We start from the raw sequence: 16879 nt of genomic DNA on the forward strand, positions 1-16879 counted from the left end.
TTCAACATCTCGCCGATGGACTTTCCCATCTCTAATGTCTAGTTCAACAGCGGGGTGGGTTTCCATTGACGCAGACTTCCAGCTGGCGATTGCGCGCGGACTGCCGCGCGCGAGAGCCGTGCGGAATGGCGACGCAACCCATGAGAATTGGTTTTTCGGAGGAAATCTGATGAGAAAGCTGATATTCGCGCTCGTTGCGGCGGGAGCGTTCGCGCCGACGCTGTCCAACGCCCAAGTCAAAATCGACATGACGCGGATCACCTGCGGCGAAATGCTGGCGATGCCGGCCAGCGACCGGGCCGATTTTGCCGCCTTCATGAGCGGATGGTTCGCGCAGAGAAGCGGCCGCACCTTCATCGATCTGAACAAATTTCTCAAGAATTCCGCCAGCGTCAAAGATTGGTGCGCGTCCAACCCGAATGAATCGGTTATGGCGGGCCTCCAGCGCGCTTTCGAACAAAAGTAATGAGGACGAGGAAACAGATGAAACGCAAACTTATCTTCGCTGGCGTGCTTGCCGCCGTCGCGGTCGCCGTCCCAGCCAATGCCCAGGTCATGATTGAAATGTCGGAAATCACCTGCAAGCAGTTCGCCAAATACGATGCCGACACTCAGGACTTCGTCGCCAATTGGATGCGGGGTTATTTCAGCGCCAAGAACAACATGACCGTGATCGACTCGCGTGACGTGAAGCGCAACACCGACAAAGTCGTGCGCTATTGCAGGAAAAAGCCGAAGTCATTCCTGATGGAAGCGATTCAAAAAAGCGTCCACTGATCGAATGAAGCGCGCGGCCGCAAGCGGCCGTGCGCCTTTTGCTTTTCAGGCAAGTTTTTCGTTTGCTTACGTGCGGAATTTTTTGCTCGCTCGATTATTCAAGCTTCAACGCTACAAGGGTTGCACGGCTGTCGTTCCTTAAACGTCACGTGGCGCCGGAACCGAAGCTGATTTTCCGGGTTACCCGAATGAGCCCGGCCACCCGAGATAACAGGCTCGAGCGTAGCAATCGCCGATCGATTAGGCGCATATTCCCCCGCGACGGAGGACGCCCATGACGAAAGACGCTCCGGAACCGTCAGATTTGAGTCGATACTTTGCTCACAGCGCGTCCCTGAACCCGCGATATCGCTCCCGAACCCAGGCGCCGTTCTCCGCGACTCCAGACGGCTGCTGAAGCTTATGCTTCCCTCTGCGATGCAACTTGACCGGCTCACTGCGCCTGACGCGTTCCTGTGGGCCACCGGCATCGAAGACACATTCATTACGGCGCCTCATCCTAAAACCGGACGTTTGCTCGACGAATATGAGCTGACCGATCACTACCGGCGCTGGGCGGAAGATTTGGCGCTGATGGCGCAGTTGGGCGTTTGCTGCGCGCGCTACGGCGCGCCATGGCATCGGGTGCAGCCGAAGCCAGAGGTCTGGGACTTCGGCTTCGTCGACGCCGCGCTCGAGCGCATGATCGAACTCAATATCGACCCGATCGTCGACCTCGTGCATTACGGCCTGCCGAATTGGCTGGAACGAGCGTTCCTCAATGAAGATTACCCAAAGCGCGTCGCGGAATTCGCGGCGCGCCTCGCCGAACGTTTTCGTGGGCGGATCAGGTGGTACACGCCGCTGAACGAGCCTCGGATCACGGCGTGGTATTGCGGCCGTCTGGGATGGTGGCCGCCATATGGACGCAGTTGGTCCGGTTTCGTTGCGGTGATGCTGTCGATTTGTCGCGGAATCGTCGAAACGACCCAAGCGTTGCACGATATCGACCCGGAAATCGTTCCATTCCACGTCGACGCCACCGATATTTTTGAGTCGGACGACCCGGCTTTGGCCGAGGAGGTCGGGCGGCGCCAGCAGATGGTCTTTCTGGCGCTCGATCTCATCAGCGGCCGCGTCGATTCGCTTCATCCGCTATGGGCCTGGTTGCGCCAGAAGGGCGCGACGGAGCCGGCGCTCAACGCTTTCCTCGAACACCCGCTTGAGCTGCCGATTATAGGGGTGAACCTGTATCCCATCTTCACGCTCAAACGAATGTCGCGCGACCGCTTCGGACGATTGCGCATTCGGATGCCTTACGCTTCCGCCGAACTCGTGTCGAAAATCGGCGAGATGTATTTTGAGCGTTACCGCGCGCCGATCATGATCTCGGAGACCGCGACCAAGGGTTCGGTCGAACGCCGACAGGCGTGGCTCGCTCAGTCGGTCGAGGCGGTGAAGAGCATGCGCGCGAAGGGCGTTCCGATTATAGGCTACACATGGTGGCCGATGTTTGCGATGGTGACCTGGGCCTACCGTCAAGGGTTTGGGCCCCTTCACGATCATCTGCTGCAAATGGGGTTGTGGGAGGTCGATCCTGATCCCTCGGGGCGGCTCGACCGTATTGAGACGCCCCTTGTCGACTCATTTCGTCGCCTGACGTCCGGCGGCGCGGATGCGGTGGGTCCGCTCGCGTCGATACGGCTGCCATAGTTCGCAGCCTCCACGAGCAATGGTGGAGTAAAAGCATGTTTAGCAGCTTCTTTCTCGCGGGGTTCGAAGGCTCGACAGGCTACAACAGGCACGGCGAGTGGTTCGATCAGGTGATTGCGACCGGTCACGACGTGAACGTCGACCAGGACTACGCCGACATTAGCTGTCTCGGCTTGCACGCGGCGCGCGAGACGGTTCGTTGGCCGCTCGTCGACTGCCGCGGCCGATATGACTTTTCCTCGCTCGAAACGTACATCGAGGCCGCAAACCGCCACGGCGTGGGCGTCATATGGGACCTCTTCCACTATGGTTTCCCGCAGGACGTCGACCTCTGGTCCGAAGCTTTTCCGCGCCGGTTCGCCGACTATTGCTATGCGGTTGCGCGCTTCATTGACGCGCGCATCGAAGGGCGCCGCGTCTTCACGCCGATCAATGAGCCTTCGTTCATGTCTTATGCCGGCGGCGAGAAGGCGCTGTTCGCGCCCTATGGATCCGGACGAGGCTGGGAGCTGAAAGTCGCGCTCGCGCGCGGCGCAATCGCGGGGATAAACGCGATTCGCGCAGCCTGTCGAGATGCGCGCGTTGTGAATGTCGATCCATTGTGCCGCGTCGTTTGCTCCGAGGACAGACCGGATCTTGCGCCTCAGGCGCAGGATTTCAACGAACGGCTCGTCTTTCAGAGCTGGGACATGTTGTGCGGACGGCTTCTGCCCGAACTCGGCGGCAGTCCGGACCATTTAGACGTCGTCGGAATCAACTATTACTGGACCAATCAGTGGGAACTGAACGATACGCCGAATGACGATGGAAACGTTCCGCCGCTTCGCGACGACGACCCCCGTCGTGCGCCGCTCGCAGAACTCATTCGTTCTGTCTGGAAGCGTTACGGCCGCGAGGTCATGATTACCGAAACCAGTCACGTCGGCGACAATCGCGGGCCGTGGCTTTGCGAAGTCATCGGCGCCTGCTACGCGCTCCTGCAGCAGGACGTGCCTTTGCGCGGCGCTTGCCTCTATCCGATTCTGGGCATGCCAGAGTGGCATGATCGTGATCAATGGACGCCGATGGGGCTGTGGGATCCGCTATGTTGCCGTGATCCTGGCGCCGGTCGACTCCTGTGCGAGCCGATGGCCGAGGCGCTTCAAGGCGCGGCGCCGCTTGAAGCCCTTCATCGCGCGATGCTGGAGACCGAATATCGCGGCGAGGCGAGGATCGATCGCGCAAGAAGCAAAGCCAAGCGCTACGCCGCAAGGTAACGACTTGTTCCTGCGCGAGATCCTCACTCCGCCGCTTCCGCACGGCGCCTCGCCCTTGAAAAAGCGCCGCCCGAAGAGATGAGCGCGTCGTGCGCGCCGCGCTCGATTATTTGCCCCTTGCTCATGACGAAGATGCAATCGCAGTCGACAACTGACTCCAGCCGATGAGTCACCAGAAAAATCGTGCGCGATCCTTTCAGTCTGTGCAGCGTTTCAATCAGCCGCCGCTCCTGCTCGGGGTCGAGCGCGCTCGTTGGTTCGTCGAGAACGAGGAAGGGAGCGTCGGAGAGCAGCGCGCGCGCGATGGCGATCCGCTGTCGCTGACCGCCCGAGAGGTTCGCGCCGCCTTCGGCCAGCACTGTCTCATAGCCCTGAGGTAGAGCATCGATGAATTCCGCCGCGCCCGCAGCTTCGGCTGCTCGTTCGATTTCGGCGCGGGTCGCGCTTTGCTTGGCATATGCGAGGTTCTCAGCGATCGTCGCCGGCAGCACTAGGCTGTCTTGAGCCACAAATGCGAAATGGCCTCTCAGCGAATCAAGGCGCAGTTCTCGGAAGTCCAAGTCGTCTAACCGTAGCGCGCCGCTCGTCGGATCGTAGAATCTAAGCATGAGGCTTAGGAGCGTGCTCTTGCCGGCGCCGCTCGCGCCTACGAAAGCCACCATCTGCCTTGGGCGTATCGCGGCCGATATGTTGGCAAGGATTTGCTTGCCGCCGCCATAGTCGAAGCCCACGCCGTCAAGAGTCATGGTACGCAGCTTACGGGGAATCCAACGAGCCCCAGGCGCGTCGGCGACTGTTTCCGCTTCGTCAAGCACACGAAAAACCCGTCGCGATGCGGCTTCAAAGATGCGCACTTTGGCAAAGAATTCGCTGAGCCATTTCAGCGGGTCCCAAAGTTTGCGCAAATAGTCCATGAAGATGAGAAGCGTTCCGACCGACATTCCATCGGCGACCGGCGAAAGAAACTGGTCGCGATAAACCAGCCAGCCTCCATAGCCAAGGATAATGGCTCCGCCTACAGACAGGATGCTGTCGCGCGCCAGAGGGTAGAGCTGTTCCTGCCAATTCAAGCGCAGCAGCGCCCCCACGCTCCTGCCGACTGCGTTGGAAAAGCCCCGAAATTCGGAATTCTCACGGCGAAACGCTTGCGCCAAAGGTATGCGCGTCATCGCCTGCTGAATATGCGATGCAAGATCGGCGTCGATCTGTTTCGACTCGAGCGCGCGCTTGTGAATTCTCACGCCGAAGCGCCAGTTGCTCCATATCATGAAGGGCGCCACGGTGAACGCTGCGAGCGTCAGGCCGACATTTCTAGAGAAAAGAATAATGGTCATTACGGTGAGGGTGACGGCCGCAACCGAGGTACCAATCACAACGTCGACGATGCCCCAGGGGCCGAAGGCGTCTGTTATCAGGCGGTAGATCGAATCGCCTTGCGGTCGGTTGCGATGATAAGTGAGTCCAAGATTCTGAAGCTTGGTGAAAAGATCAAAGCGCACACGCGTCGTGCCGCGATAGTTGAGGTAATAATTTATCATCATGCGGCCCATCCAGGCCGAATACCCAACCAGTTGCAGTCCCAGTCCGATTGCGACGAGGCCCGCGATCTGTCCCGGTCTGTCGGTGGGCAGGACGGCGAGAAAGTAGCTGTGTATCCAATTGCCTTTCGGCTAGCTCGTGAGAACAGAGTCGACGAGCACCGCAAGCGGCCAGGCTTCCAGCAGGCCGACGCTGACGGAGACTGCGATCAGCACGACAAGCGTGGCGATCCCCAGCCAATCCGGCAGGAAATAGGTTAGGGCGCGGCGATAGACCGCGACATCCGTCATCTCTTGTGCCGAATGCATGGCGCTATAACGCGCCAACGCGCCTAAAGGTCTTCCCAGCCCACGGGTTCGAGCTTGGCGATCGCTGGCGCCGGCCCGGCCCTTGCCGCCGTCTCAATCAGGCCAACCAGCAGCGTCGCGGCGGTGGGATCTTCGCCGGGCGGATCGCGGAACAGTCTGAAGGTCGCGATGGCGATGCGACCGGCGCCATAATTGCGCGCAACCGCAATCGCAGCCGGACGATGAATCCATCCGACAACCAGAGCGGCCTGAACGCGCGCCTGAAAGTCAAGCAGATTGCAACCGGAAATAACGTGCGCTGGAATCACGCGATCAAACGCATGGTCGAGCAAAGGGCCGCCGGGCAGGGTGGAGAACGGCCCCTGTCGTCGCAGCCAAGCAAAGGACGACGCCCAGTCGCCCCGCCAGAGCGTTCCGTCACGCGCAACGACTTTGACATTTTGCCAGTGCGGAAAAAACGGCGTGAGCGATCCGGGAGTCTCGGTCAGGAGTACCGCGCGGCCTCCCGCGCGCACATAGGCGGCAAGCGAGGCGGAGGCCTGCGTCTCAACGATCACGTCGGCTGTCTCGGCCCGTTCCGCCAGTTCATAGCCGAGCGCGTGCAACCGGTCCCGGATGTCGCCTGCCGAGGACCAGAGCGAAAGCTCAGGCGTCCGCCGCTTCGCATGCACGGCGATTTCGACCTCGTTGCTCGCAAGCAGTCGTCCGTCGCGAGAACGCAGCCGAAGGGTGAGGCGGCGCGAACAGGAGTCTTCGACGACCGGGAGTTTCAGCGAAACCACGCCAAGATCGGCGACCGCGCAGGACTCGATCGCGGGAACGTCCACGGTCATCGGCTCGGTCAGCGCTACGTCTAGCGCCGCCGGCTCCAGCCGGTCCGGGCCGCCATGCGCGACGCAAAGCGAAAGGCGCGCGCAGTCCCCCGACCAATAGGCTGGGCGATCGAGGCGGGGCAGGATGACCGTGTCGGCGTTGATCGAGTGAAACAGATTATGGAAAGCGCGCGGATTCGAGCGCATGTCGAGAAGGCCGTTCGCCTCCCAATGACAATCGGTCAGTTCGGTAATCACATAGCCCGCAATCTGCGGCCGCCGGCGCATGGCCTCGATCTGATATTTCAGCGCCCGAAACTGTTGCCACTGCGTCGCTTCGACGAAGCTTTCGAAAGTCCCGAACACGCGGTCGAGACTCCAGTCATGAAATCGGTTGCGAACGCCATGGGCATACATCACGCCTTCGCTCCAGTCGTGGCCGGTCTCGAACCACCAGGCTTCAGCGCCTGCCGAATCGCGCAGCTTCTCTGGATCGGGCAGCCCCCAATTGCCGAACTCCGAGCATAGCAGCGGCTCCTGCCCGGTCATGACAGCGTCGCCCTCGGGGCTAAACAGCCATTCGGCCCGTCCTGCGAGCTCCTCGACGAACTGATCCCAATCCTCCCGACTGTCGGGGATGGCGGCGTAAAAGTGGAAGTCGGCAAGATCGGTCTGCACATGGAAGCTCGGCGCCAGCGGCGAATTGTCGACGACGAGCCGCGAAGGATCGTAAGACTTCAGCCACAGGTACAGCTTCTTAAGCCAGGCCCGATGGTTGGCGTCATGGACGAGGTCCACGCCCCAGTTCTCATTGATCAGCGTCCAGCAAAAGATCGAGGGATGATTGCCATCCCGATCAATGATGCCCTTCAGCGTGAGCTCCGTGCGCTCTCGCGAGAGTTCGGTCGAATCTCCGGCGTTCGGCAACTCGGCCCAAATCAGCAGGCCGAGGCGATCAGCGACCTCGAAATAGCGCGGGTCTGGCGCCTTGATGTGACAGCGCAGGGCGTTCATCCCGAGCTGCTTCGCCTTGCAGAACCTCTCCTCGAGGAATTCGACGGAGGGTAAAGTGCAGATCGTGTCAGGATAGTAATCCTGATCGAGCGCTGCGCGCAGATAGAACGGCTTCCCGTTGAGATACAGCTTCCCGTCTCGGGTTTCGATGCTGCGAAAGCCGAAAGTCGTTTCGATCCGATCGACGTCGGCGCCATTGCACGCCATCGAGACCTGCAGCCGATAGAGATAGGGACTGTCCGGCGACCAGCAGCGCGGCGCGGTCACAAGCGAATGCAAAACGGCGTTCTCGACGCCCGCCGCCAGTTTGGCGCAGGACTGCGCGACGGCGTTTTCCTCTGCGTCGACGACCGTAATTGTTACGTCGGCCGCGTCGGTAAGCGGGCGTTCAAAATGCACACGCGCCGAGATTTCTCCGCTGGAGGGCGACGAACGCACGCGCGCCGTCGCCATGTGGTCTGCGATCCGCCGTTCGAGATAGACGGACTGCCATATGCCCGAAAGCGGGCCATACCAGCTCTGCTTGCCGAAAGGCATCTCGGCGAACGGCGTGGTCGGGAATTCAAAAGGATCGTCCGTCGGACTTTCGACCTTCACCTTGATTTCGGCCTTTCCGTCGACGATCCGATCGGTGATGTCGAAATGGAAAGGCAAAAAGCCGCCCACGTGGCTTCCGACGAAGGCGCCATTCACCAACACATGCGCAATATGAAAGACGGCCCCGAAGTGCAGGAACACCCGCTGCTCGAGCCAGTCCGCCGGTATCTGGACCTCGCGGCGATAGACCGCGACGCCGCCGCGCATGCGCAGATCGGCGAATTGCGCCTGCCAAGGGCTCGGGACGAGGATCGTTCGGCTCTCGGCGGGCTTTACGCCATAGCCGAGATATTTGAAGTCCCACCGACCGTCCAGCGAAATGCGCGCTGCGCTCACCTGACCTCGCTTCGACCAAAAGCGCCCGCGCCGGAGCGTCGATCAGCTTTCGTCACATATAACAATGAGCGATCGACCTGGCCATTTCTAGCGCAATAAGGCGCCAAATTTTTTGCGAGACGCAAGCTGAGCAGCGTAACCGGCGCCGCGCTATTCCGCAGCGACGGACGCCGTGTCGAAGGCGGCGTCGGATAGGGGAATTTCCTTGGCGATCCGCCGGAATGTCGCAAGCGCCTGTCCGACCACTTGATCCATATTGTAATAGCGATAGGTCGCGAGCCTGCCGACAAACCTGACGTTTTGCTGAGCAATCGCCAGCTTCTCGTAACGCTTGTAGATTTCCGCATTCTCGGCGCGCGGCACGGGATAGTAAGGATCGCCGTCGTCAGTGGGAAATTCATAGGTCAAGCTTGTCTTCGGATGCTCCTGACCGGTGAGATGCTTGTATTCAGTCACCCTCGTATAGGCGTGGGTCTGCGGATAATTAACGACCGCTACGGGCTGATGCCGCGGCTTGTCGAGCGTTATGTGTTCGAAGCGAAGCGATCGATACGGAAGCTTGCCGAAGCGGAAGTTAAAATATTCATCGATCGGACCTGTGAAGATCAGTCGACGATAGGAGACCTCGTTGCGAACGTCGTCGAAATCGGTGTTCAGCATGCGATTGATGTTGGGGTGATCCAACATCCGTTCGAACATGCGCGTATAGCCGTGAAGCGGCATGAATTGATATGCGTCGCTGAAATAGCGATCGTCGCGATTGAGGCGGGTCGGCACCCGGGCCGTCACCGATTTGTCGAGCTGTGAAGGCTCGACGCCCCACTGCTTCTTGGTATAGCCACGAAAGAACTTCTCATACAGTTCACGACCGACCGTGCTGACGACGACATCCTCCGATGTTTTGATCTCGTCGCAGCGTTCGGCGCGGCTGGCAAACCATTGCGCGAGCTGATCGGAATCGAGCGAAAGGCCATATAGCCGATTGACCGTTTCCAGGTTGATCGGAATCGGCACCAGCAAGCCGTCGACCTCCGCCAGAACGCGGTGTTCATAGGGGCGCCAACGGGTGAACTGCGACAGATAATCAAAGACGGCTTCTGAATTCGTATGAAAAATATGCGGGCCATATTGATGGATGAGCACGCCCGCATCGTTATAGCGATCATAGGCGTTGCCGCCGATGTGCGGTCGCCGGTCGATGAGCAGCACGCGCTCGTTGCGTTGTGAGGCGAGCCGCTCGGCTAGCACGCTCCCGGCGAAGCCCGCTCCGACGATAAGCCAGTCAAACAAGTTGAGCCTCCCGCGCCACTTTGGACCGCGCGCCGACGCTCGCCATATGCAGCATCATCCTCGCCCAGGTCTTGTCCCAAGACATTTCCGCAAGATGCTCATCGACGGCGCTGAGCCAGCGCGTCTTCGGTCGGGAGAGCAGCAGTTCGATCTTGGCGACGAACTCTTCCGCATTGGATGCGATTTTGACGTGCCCGGCGGCGCCGTATGGATTGACGACGTCAGCGACGGCCGTGGAAACGACGGGAACGCCCGCGGCAAGGAATTCGGGAGTCTTGGTCGGACTGATAAAACGCGTGGCGTCATTCAATGCGAAAGGCATGATCCCGACGTCCCAACCCGACAGATAGTTCGGCAACTCGTCGTAAGACTTGCAGCCGAGCCAATGGATATTCTGCGCACGCGGCAAAGACTGCGGACTGATCTTTGCGGTCGGGCCGAGCATCGCCAAACGCCACTGCGGCCGCAAAGCCGCGATGCCGGCGACGATGTCAAAATTCATCCGTTCGTCGATGACGCCGAAAAAGCCGATGCGTGGATGGGGAATTTCCTTTTGATCCTCGGGGTCCACGGCGCGCTGTCTCGCGACCCGGAAATGCGCGGTGTCCACGCTGCTAGGAAAGACGTGAATGTTGTCGTGCCGATTGCGTTTGGCTTCATAGAGGCTCTGTCCGCCGACGAACATGAGGTCGCACTTGCCCATCAACTCGCGTTCAAGATCGAGAAGGCCCTGAGGCGCTCCGGCAAACGCGGAAAGCTCGTCCATATTGTCGTAGACCCGAATATCTGGCGTGAGATGACGCGTGAACTCAAGCGCCATTGGCGTATAGTACCAACTCACCCACCCCGAGGGCCGCACGTCTGCAATCAAGTCGTTCACCACCCGACGCACGGCGCCATTCACCTCGTCTGCGGAAAGACCTTCTCGGAGAATTGGCGTCACCACGGTTACGCCGCTGTTCTTGTCTCTCGAAATTCGCATGTCTGGCCCGTCATCAACAAAGACGGGTTCTTCGATATAGAAGACGCCTAAACTGCGCGCCGCTCGGCTAAGAAGATGTTGAGGTCGCTGATAAACGAAGTTCCAACGAAGATGTGAAAAGCAAAATAAATGGGTAGGAGCTGTCAGCATGCGGCTCACCTCAAACGTTGCAGGCTTCTTCTCATTTGCCGTTCCAGCTTCAAACTCAGGTTGAGCAGCTTTTGTTCCAGAATATGAACAATCAGACAGGTCGGTATGGCGGAGCTAACGCCTTGTTTGCAATATGCTGTTGGGAACAGGCCGCGACACCGGCGAGTTTAAGACCGGCGATCGAATTTCGGCTGACGCGCGCCGCCGTCGACAATGAACATGCTGGAATGGACGTTAGGCTGGATCGCGCCAGCCGCGACGATGATCGCAGCCATGATGACCGCCGCGAATGCGGGCGCGCGAGTCACGGGGTCGGGCTTCGTAGTCTTCTCGATCGGTTCGATCGCATGGAGTCTCGTGGCGAGCTACTCCAATCAGCGCAATCTGCTGCTCACAAACCTTTTCCTCACGGTGGTGAACCTTATTGGCGTTTGGCGCTGGCTCGGGCGACAAGCGAAGCATGACGTTGGAAGCGCGAGAGCCGCCCGCAAGAGCAAGAAGGCAATCAGTGTCCCTAGGCTATTTTCAGCTTCCGCGGCGGTCGGTGCCGACGTCGTCGATTCAATCGGAGAAAAGCTCGGCGTTGTAATTGATTTAATGTTGACCCAAGATCAACGGAGCATCGCTTATGTTGTCATCTCTCAACATGGCGTGGGAGGAGTCGGCGAGACGCTCCGCGCTGTCGATCCTGCTCAACTTGAATTCACCGGCGGCGCCGTTCGCAGCAAAATGTCAGGACATCAACTCGATGCTTTGCCGGCGCTGGAGGCAGATAATTGGCCGAGCGCATTGCCGGTTCACGAGGAGACGTTTCCCGGCAGACGACATTGAGCGCGGTCCGCGCTGTCCGCGGACCGCAGAAAAAGCACCAGGAGCGGTGCGCCGACTAGTCGCGCTGATAGCTACCGCCCGAATTCCACATGGCGCCGAGCAGGAAGCCAGCCGCCACGGCCATGAGCACCGTCGTGGTCGGCTGAGACCGCGCCGACTTCTCGATCGCCTGCCGGAAATTGCCGATCACGTCGCCGGCGCGCCCCGCGGCTTCGGAGCCTTTTTCCTGCACCGTCGACATTGCCGTTCCGGCTTGTTCCATCGTTTGATTGATCCGCTGCCCGACTCTCTCGGCCGCCGCCATCGCCTTGTCGCCTATGACGGCGGCAGTTTCGCTGATCGGGCGATCCGATTGTCGGATGCGTTCCAGTTCCCGCGTCGCCATTCTTGCCTCCATAGCTTCCGAGCCTCGCCTTAACCCGCTGGGATCGTCGTTGTTCCAATCAAAGGAAGCGAGAACATCGCTGAACGGAGAAAGTGTTCTTGGGCTTGCCTTTCGAATTGATCAGCCCTGGGCGTCACTGTTGCGCGTCAGTGCTTGCTCGTTGAGCACGGACGCCCTTCATTGCGGCTTGATTTGGGTAATCCACGCTTTATTTCCTTAAAGTGCTTGCCCTTAGCCGGCGCTTTATATGGAATTCGAATCGCATTCGGCGGCCGGCGAGGAAAGTTCAGTATGGCGAACACGGCGATGTGGCTGGCGGACGACTTTGGGGTTTCAGCGGTTGACGGCTTGGACCTCTCCACACGGGCGCGGCGCAATTGCGAGGCAGGGGAGCTTTACGACGAAGCCATACGGCGCGGCGAGGGGCTCGCGACGGCGACCGGCGGGCTCGTCGTTGAAACGGGCGTTCACACCGGCCGTTCGCCGAAAGACAAATTTATCGTTTGCGACGCGCTGACCGACCAGACGATCTGGTGGGATAACAATCGGTCGATGACGCCCGAGCAATTCGATCGGCTTTACGCCGACATGGCGGCGCATGCGCGTCGGACGAATCTCTTTGCTCAAGACGTTCACGCCTGCGCGTCCCCGCCGCATCGACTCAACATTCGCGTTTTTACCGAATATGCCTGGCACGCGCTCTTTGCGCGGCATCTGTTTGTCCCGGCCGGGGCCGCCTCAGAGAGCTTTGAGCCGCAACTGACGGTGCTGGATCTGCCGTCATTTCAGGCGGACCCCTCGCGTCACGGCTGTCGCTCCGGCACGGTGATCGCGATCGATTTCGCAAGAGGCGTCGTCTTGATCGGCGGAACGCGATATGCGGGGGAGATCAAGAAATCGATTTTCACCTATCTCAACTATGTTCTGCCCGTGAAAGGCGTGTTGCCGATGCATTGCGCCGTCAATGACGGCGAGAGTGGGTCCGCAGTGTTCTTTGGGCTCTCAGGAACAGGCAAGACGACTCTGTCCGCCGATCCGACTCGCAGCCTGATCGGCGATGATGAGCATGGATGGGACGGCAGCGGCTTGTTCAACTTTGAAGGAGGCTGTTACGCCAAGGCGATCCGCCTGTCTCAGCAGTCGGAGCCGGATATTTATGCGGCGTCGCATCGTCACGGCGCGATCCTTGAGAATGTGTCATATGATCCGCACGCCGGCAGGTTTGATTTCGACGATGATTCGAAAACCGAAAACACGCGGATCGCCTATCCGCTCGGCTTTATTCCCAATGCTTCGTCGAGTCGCCGCGCCGGCCATCCGCGTAATATCGTAATGCTAACCTGCGACGCGTTTGGCGTCCTGCCGCCGATCGCACGTTTGACGCCCGCGCAGGCCATGTATCATTTCCTCTCGGGCTATACCGCCAAAGTCGCCGGGACGGAGCGCGGCGTCAAAGAACCACAGGCGACGTTCTCCGCCTGTTTCGGCGCGCCCTTCATGCCCCGGCGGCCGACCGAATACGCCAACTTGCTGCGCGATTTCATTTTGACCAGCCAAGCGAACTGTTGGCTGGTCAATACCGGCTGGTCCGGCGGTCCGTACGGCGTAGGTCGCCGGATGCCGATCGCGGCGACCCGCGCGCTCCTGCAAGGCGCTCTTGACGGCTCCCTCGCGCAAGGCGGCTTCCGGGTAGATCAGTCGTTCGGTCTGTGCGTGCCGGCGTCGGCTCCGGGCGTTGAGTCTAAAATGCTCGATCCGGTCCAGACCTGGTCGTCGCGCGAGGACTTTGACCGGATGGCGAAAAGGCTCGTCCAAATGTTCGAGGCTAATTTCGGCGCGCTCGCGCTTTCCGTCGATCAACAGGTGCTTGACGCCCGGCCTGGCCGAATACTGTAACCACCATGGCCTTTGGCCTTCAGTCGCCTAGAGCACGGCTCGGGAAAAAGCGGACGCCGGCATTTCGCGCCAAGCGCGCCCAAAGCGTTTTGGGATCGATCAACTCGTCTGCATTTGGGCGATTCGGGCTCAATGCGGCGTGATCGAGCAGCGGCGGCTTGAAACTTTGCCGACTGGGGAAAATATAGGCTCTATCACGGTGCGTCATCGGAGATCCGCATGCGCCACTGGACGCCTAGCTTCGACTTCGATCTCGGCGACGTCGCTGATCGTGTGCGCGGCGCGACCGAAGCCTTCGCGACTGCCGAAATTGCGCCGCGGGCGCAGCAGATTGACGTGCAAAACGCTTTCCCGTCGGATCTTTGGCCCAAGCTCGGAACGCTCGGCGCCTTGGGACTGACCGTGCATGAGCGCTACGGCGGCTCGGGAATGGGCTATCTCGAACATGTCCTGGCCATGGAGGAAATCAGCCGCGCTTCGGCGTCGGTCGGATTGTCCTACGGGGCGCATTCGAATCTTTGCGTCAACCAAATTCACCGTAACGGTTCGGAGGAGCAGAAGCAGCGGTATCTGCCGAACCTTGTCGCCGGCCATCACGTCGGCGCGCTGGCGATGTCGGAGCCTAGCGCGGGGTCCGACGTCACCGACATGCGGCTCAGCGCGATGAAGCGCGGCGATCGTTACGTGCTCAATGGCAGCAAGATGTGGGTGACGAATGGTCCGGACGCGGATGTCGTGATCGTCTACGCCAAGACCGACCCTGGCGCGGGACCGCATGGCATCACCGCCTTTATTGTCGAGCGCGCCTTTCCCGGCGTTTCCTCGAGCGCCAAGCTCGACAAGCTCGGCATGCGCGGCTCGAACACATGCGAACTCCTGTTTGAGGACTGCGAGGTTCCGCAAGAAAATGTGCTTGGTCTGCCCGAACGCGGCGTCAACGTGCTGATGAGCGGCCTGGATTACGAGCGTGCAGTGCTCGCCGGCGGTCCTCTCGGAATCATGCAGGCCTGTATGGATGTCGTGCTTCCCTATGTGCACGAGCGCAAGCAGTTCGGTCAGCCGATCGGCGAGTTCGAGCTGATGCAGGGCAAGCTCGCCGACATGTACACCGCGGTCATGGCGACGCGCGCCTATGTCTATGCCGTGGCCAAAGCCTGCGATCGCGGCCGGGTGGCGCGAAAAGACGCGGCGAGCGCAATATTGTTCGCTGCCGAGCGCGCGACCTGGATGGCGCTTGAAGCGATTCAGTGTCTCGGCGGCAACGGCTATATGAATGAATATCCGACGGGCAGGTTGCTGCGCGACGCAAAGCTTTATGAGATTGGCGCCGGTACGAGCGAAATTCGGCGCATGTTGATCGGGCGCGAACTCTTTCAGGAGACGGCCTGACTTTTGGATCGAACACATGCCACGCCTCGATAGCCTTGTGAATTCGAAGGACGCGGATTACGCCAAGAATTTTCAGTTCATGACCGAGCGGGTCGCGGAGCTGAAGCGGATTGCGGGGGAGATTCGCCTCGGCGGCGACGAGGCGGCGCGGCAGCGTCATCTCGCGCGCGGGAAAATGCTGGCGCGCCAGCGCATCGACGCGCTTATTGATCCGATGTCGCCCTTTCTCGAGATCGCGCCATTCGCCGCTTACGGCATGTATGACGGGTGCGTCGCAGCGGCCGGAGTCGTCGCTGGCGTCGGGCGGGTGCGCGGGCGCGAATGTATGATCGTGGCCAATGACGCCACGGTCAAAGGCGGCGCCTACTTTCCCTTGACCGTCAAGAAACATCTTCGCGCGCAGGAGATCGCAGCTCAGAACGATTTGCCCTGCATCTATCTTGTCGACTCCGGCGGCGCCAATCTGACGAGCCAGGAGGACGTCTTTCCCGACCGGGATCATTTCGGCCGCATTTTCTACAATCAGGCGATGATGTCTTCGCGGGGCATTGCGCAGATCGCGGTGGTGATGGGCTCGTGCACGGCCGGCGGCGCCTATGTGCCGGCGATGTGCGACGAAACCATCATTGTTCGCAACGAAGGCGCGATATTTCTGGCGGGGCCGCCACTCGTCAAAGCGGCGACCGGCGAGGTCGTCAGCGCCGAGGAACTCGGCGGAGCCGACGTGCATTGCCGTCGTTCCGGCGTCGCCGATCACTGCGGCGAAAATGACGCGCATGCGCTACGGATCGCGCGCGATATCGTCGGCAATCTCGGACCTGCCGGGACCACAAAGGTTGCGGTGACGCAACCTGCGGAGCCTTACTACGAGCCTACCGAGATCTACGGTCTGCTGCCGCAGGACCCGCGCAAGCAGTTCGACATACGCGAGGTGATCGCGCGCCTTGTCGACGCGAGCGAATTTGATGAGTTCCGCAAGCTCTACGGCCCATCGCTGGTGACGGGCTTCGCGCACATCTATGGCTATCCCGTCGGCATCGTCGCCAACAATGGCGTTCTGTTTCCCGAGAGCGCTCAGAAGGGTGCGCATTTCATCGAGCTTTGCGCGCGGCGCAAAACGCCGCTGCTGTTCTTGCACAACACCACAGGCTTCATCGTCGGCGCCAAATATGAAAGCGCGGGCGTCGCCAAGGAAGGAGCGAAAATGGTGACCGCGGTGGCGACGGCCGCGCTGCCGAAGCTCTCGATCATCGTCGGCGGCAGCTTCGGCGCGGGCAATTACGCGATGTGCGGACGCGCCTACGCGCCGCGATTCCTGTGGATGTGGCCTAGCGCGCGCATCGGCGTCATGGGCGGCGAGCAGGCGGCGAGCGTGCTGACCCGCGTCAGGCGGGAGGCGATGGCGAAACGACAAAAAGGTTTTTCGGCGGCCGAGGAGGAAGAATTCGCGCGCCCGATTCGCGAGCAATATGAACGACAGAGCCTGCCGCTCTATTCGAGCGCGCGGCTCTGGGACGACGGCGTCATCGACCCGCTCGACACGAGACGGGCCATCGCTCTCGCGCTATCCTTCGCGCTGAAGGCGCCGATCGAAGAAACGCGTTTCGGCCTATTTCGTATGTGAG

General features: G+C 60.3%; 14 protein-coding genes. 8 read left to right on the top strand and 6 right to left on the bottom strand.

The annotated features are described in order from the left end of the window. Nucleotides 1-169 precede the first annotated feature (169 nt). From QZ964_RS09505 to QZ964_RS09520, 4 genes are all read left to right on the top strand, one after another. Nucleotides 170-466 carry an HdeA/HdeB family chaperone gene (locus QZ964_RS09505; RefSeq protein WP_292531216.1) on the top strand — a complete coding sequence of 99 codons (297 nt, stop codon included), beginning with the start codon at nucleotides 170-172 and terminating at the stop codon, nucleotides 464-466. A 17-nt stretch (nucleotides 467-483) separates the two neighbouring features. Beyond that, nucleotides 484-777: an HdeA/HdeB family chaperone gene (locus tag QZ964_RS09510; RefSeq protein WP_292531217.1), complete on the top strand. Its 294-nt coding sequence runs from the start codon at nucleotides 484-486 to the stop codon at nucleotides 775-777. A 402-nt stretch (nucleotides 778-1179) separates the two neighbouring features. After that, nucleotides 1180-2469, top strand: a complete 1290-nt coding sequence (locus QZ964_RS09515; RefSeq protein WP_292531218.1) for a family 1 glycosylhydrolase — start codon at nucleotides 1180-1182, stop codon at nucleotides 2467-2469. A gap of 35 nt (nucleotides 2470-2504) precedes the next feature. Continuing rightward, nucleotides 2505-3725: a glycoside hydrolase gene (locus QZ964_RS09520; RefSeq protein ID WP_292531220.1), complete on the top strand. Its 1221-nt coding sequence runs from the start codon at nucleotides 2505-2507 to the stop codon at nucleotides 3723-3725. A gap of 23 nt (nucleotides 3726-3748) precedes the next feature. On the opposite strand, the gene QZ964_RS09525 is transcribed toward QZ964_RS09520, so the two are convergent. The 5 genes from QZ964_RS09525 to QZ964_RS09545 form a co-directional block, all read right to left on the bottom strand. Beyond that, the gene (locus tag QZ964_RS09525; protein ID WP_367119257.1) at nucleotides 3749-5380 is read right to left on the bottom strand and encodes an ABC transporter ATP-binding protein; all 1632 of its coding nucleotides are present in this window, start codon (nucleotides 5378-5380) and stop codon (nucleotides 3749-3751) included. 15 nt (nucleotides 5381-5395) lie between these two features. Next, nucleotides 5396-5572, bottom strand: a complete 177-nt coding sequence (locus tag QZ964_RS09530) for a hypothetical protein (RefSeq protein WP_292531221.1) — start codon at nucleotides 5570-5572, stop codon at nucleotides 5396-5398. A 23-nt stretch (nucleotides 5573-5595) separates the two neighbouring features. Next, on the bottom strand, nucleotides 5596-8331 hold the full coding sequence (locus tag QZ964_RS09535) for a glycoside hydrolase family 2 protein (RefSeq protein WP_292531223.1): 2736 nt from the start codon (nucleotides 8329-8331) through the stop codon (nucleotides 5596-5598). Nucleotides 8332-8481: 150 nt separating this feature from the next. Further along, nucleotides 8482-9621, bottom strand: coding sequence for a UDP-galactopyranose mutase (gene glf / locus QZ964_RS09540; RefSeq protein ID WP_292531224.1), 1140 nt, complete (start codon nucleotides 9619-9621; stop codon nucleotides 8482-8484). Next, nucleotides 9614-10603 (bottom strand): glycosyltransferase, encoded by a 990-nt coding sequence (locus tag QZ964_RS09545; RefSeq protein WP_292531225.1) that lies wholly within the window; start codon nucleotides 10601-10603, stop codon nucleotides 9614-9616. The genes glf and QZ964_RS09545 overlap by 8 nt, the downstream gene beginning before the upstream one ends. A gap of 423 nt (nucleotides 10604-11026) precedes the next feature. Here QZ964_RS09545 and QZ964_RS09550 point away from each other — a divergent pair, with 423 nt between their 5' ends. Next, nucleotides 11027-11584, top strand: a complete 558-nt coding sequence (locus tag QZ964_RS09550; RefSeq protein ID WP_292531227.1) for a PRC-barrel domain-containing protein — start codon at nucleotides 11027-11029, stop codon at nucleotides 11582-11584. 55 nt (nucleotides 11585-11639) lie between these two features. Here QZ964_RS09550 and QZ964_RS09555 read toward each other — a convergent pair whose 3' ends face one another. Then, nucleotides 11640-11969, bottom strand: a complete 330-nt coding sequence (locus QZ964_RS09555) for a hypothetical protein (protein ID WP_292531228.1) — start codon at nucleotides 11967-11969, stop codon at nucleotides 11640-11642. 306 nt (nucleotides 11970-12275) lie between these two features. Here QZ964_RS09555 and QZ964_RS09560 point away from each other — a divergent pair, with 306 nt between their 5' ends. From QZ964_RS09560 to QZ964_RS09570, 3 genes are all read left to right on the top strand, one after another. Beyond that, nucleotides 12276-13865 (top strand): phosphoenolpyruvate carboxykinase, encoded by a 1590-nt coding sequence (locus tag QZ964_RS09560; RefSeq protein ID WP_367119258.1) that lies wholly within the window; start codon nucleotides 12276-12278, stop codon nucleotides 13863-13865. A gap of 219 nt (nucleotides 13866-14084) precedes the next feature. After that, nucleotides 14085-15254, top strand: coding sequence for an isovaleryl-CoA dehydrogenase (locus QZ964_RS09565; RefSeq protein WP_292531230.1), 1170 nt, complete (start codon nucleotides 14085-14087; stop codon nucleotides 15252-15254). A 16-nt stretch (nucleotides 15255-15270) separates the two neighbouring features. Then, a complete protein-coding gene (locus QZ964_RS09570) occupies nucleotides 15271-16878 on the top strand; it encodes a carboxyl transferase domain-containing protein (RefSeq protein WP_292531231.1) in 1608 nt (535 codons plus the stop codon). Nucleotide 16879 lies beyond the last annotated feature (1 nt).

Source organism: Methylocystis sp., from assembly GCF_021731785.1.
Classification (GTDB): Bacteria; Pseudomonadota; Alphaproteobacteria; order Rhizobiales; family Beijerinckiaceae; genus Methylocystis.

What these genes read in the sequence shown, in the direction of transcription:
- QZ964_RS09505 (WP_292531216.1), top strand. Translation starts at nt 170, where the DNA reads ATGAGAAAGCTGATATTCGCGCTCGTTGCGGCGGGAGCGTTCGCGCCG.
- QZ964_RS09510 (WP_292531217.1), top strand. Translation starts at nt 484, where the DNA reads ATGAAACGCAAACTTATCTTCGCTGGCGTGCTTGCCGCCGTCGCGGTC.
- QZ964_RS09515 (WP_292531218.1), top strand. Translation starts at nt 1,180, where the DNA reads ATGCTTCCCTCTGCGATGCAACTTGACCGGCTCACTGCGCCTGACGCG.
- QZ964_RS09520 (WP_292531220.1), top strand. Translation starts at nt 2,505, where the DNA reads ATGTTTAGCAGCTTCTTTCTCGCGGGGTTCGAAGGCTCGACAGGCTAC.
- QZ964_RS09530 (WP_292531221.1), bottom strand. Translation starts at nt 5,572, where the DNA reads ATGCATTCGGCACAAGAGATGACGGATGTCGCGGTCTATCGCCGCGCC.
- QZ964_RS09545 (WP_292531225.1), bottom strand. Translation starts at nt 10,603, where the DNA reads ATGCGAATTTCGAGAGACAAGAACAGCGGCGTAACCGTGGTGACGCCA.
- QZ964_RS09550 (WP_292531227.1), top strand. Translation starts at nt 11,027, where the DNA reads ATGATGACCGCCGCGAATGCGGGCGCGCGAGTCACGGGGTCGGGCTTC.
- QZ964_RS09555 (WP_292531228.1), bottom strand. Translation starts at nt 11,969, where the DNA reads ATGGCGACGCGGGAACTGGAACGCATCCGACAATCGGATCGCCCGATC.
- QZ964_RS09560 (WP_367119258.1), top strand. Translation starts at nt 12,276, where the DNA reads ATGTGGCTGGCGGACGACTTTGGGGTTTCAGCGGTTGACGGCTTGGAC.
- QZ964_RS09565 (WP_292531230.1), top strand. Translation starts at nt 14,085, where the DNA reads ATGCGCCACTGGACGCCTAGCTTCGACTTCGATCTCGGCGACGTCGCT.
- QZ964_RS09570 (WP_292531231.1), top strand. Translation starts at nt 15,271, where the DNA reads ATGCCACGCCTCGATAGCCTTGTGAATTCGAAGGACGCGGATTACGCC.